General features: G+C 47.3%; 1 protein-coding gene. It reads right to left on the bottom strand.

Annotated features, from left to right (window positions below):
* Positions 1 to 60 precede the first annotated feature (60 nt).
* Positions 61 to 1,202: primosomal protein N' (priA, locus tag R7E42_RS24770; protein ID WP_318073200.1), on the bottom strand; the 1,142-nt coding region annotated here is incomplete at its 5' end.

The following is a 1,202-nucleotide window of genomic DNA, read 5'->3' as shown; positions in this document are numbered from 1 at the left end:
GCAATCTTGATGTGAGTCTCATCACATTAAAAGGTAATTCATTACATAGTTAAACGTTTGCTAGCTGAGATCTTGTGGTTCTATGTCTAAATTCCAGCGAACTTTTTTGGCATTAGGCAACAACTCAATAGCAGGTTTGGCACTGGTTAATAACTTTTGCATTAATGAACGGTGCTGGGTTTGGAGTAACAGCTGCCAACGGTATTTGCCTGCGCGTTTGGCGAGAGGCGATGGTGTTGGACCAAGCACCATGCAGGTGTCGTCAAACAAAGGGTGCGATTCTAACGTAAAGCGAACTTGGCGCAGAAAATCTTCTACGATCTCGCTCTGATTCGCTTCGGCTTTAAATAGAGTCAGGAAACTGTACGGTGGCAACTGCGCCAGTTTACGTTCCTCTAATGCCGTCATAGCGAAGTGTCGGTAGTCTTTTTCCAATAAGGCTTGCAACAAACTGTGCTCAGGATGGTGAGTCTGCAAAACCACTTCCCCCGGCTTACTTGCACGTCCGGCTCGCCCTGCGACTTGAATGAATAGCTGCGCTAATCTTTCGGAGGCGCGAAAGTCGCTACTATATAGAGAGCCATCAACATCTAGCAAGGCGACGAGCGTTACATTGGGGAAATGGTGTCCCTTAGCCAACATTTGAGTGCCAATCAAAATTTGATATTCACCCTTACGGATGGATTCCAACGCGTCTTCTAAGCTGCCTTTTCGGCGCGTGCTATCCCTGTCGATACGGATGGCTTTGTATTCGGGGAACAGTTGTGCCAATTGTTGTTCTAACTGTTCGGTACCGACACCAACGGTAACCAGTTGAGTTGAACCACAGCCCTGACACTGATGAATCACTGGTTGCTGTGAACCACAATGGTGGCAGCGAATCTCATTGCTGTATTGGTGGAAGGTGTAATAAGCATCACAACGTTTGCATTCGGCAATCCAACCACATTCATGACACATGAGAGCAGGGGAGAAACCACGACGGTTAAGAAACAGCATCACCTGATTGCCTGCTTTAAGGTGTTTACGCATTTCCGCAATCAATGGGGCAGATAAACCACTTTCTAAATACTGACCTTTGACGTCGAGAACTTTATTAGTAGTAGGAACCGCAGAGCCTGCGCGTTGGGTCAGGGTTAAATGGTGATACTTGCCTGACAAGGCATTGTGCAATGTCTCCAGTGCAGGTGTGGCTGAGCCCA

It is taken from the genome of Vibrio sp. Vb1337 (assembly GCF_033338715.1).
GTDB classification, from domain to species: Bacteria; Pseudomonadota; Gammaproteobacteria; order Enterobacterales; family Vibrionaceae; genus Vibrio; species Vibrio alginolyticus.
Note: the sequence above shows the minus strand (reverse complement) of the source record. Positions and strands in the feature narration are given on the sequence as shown.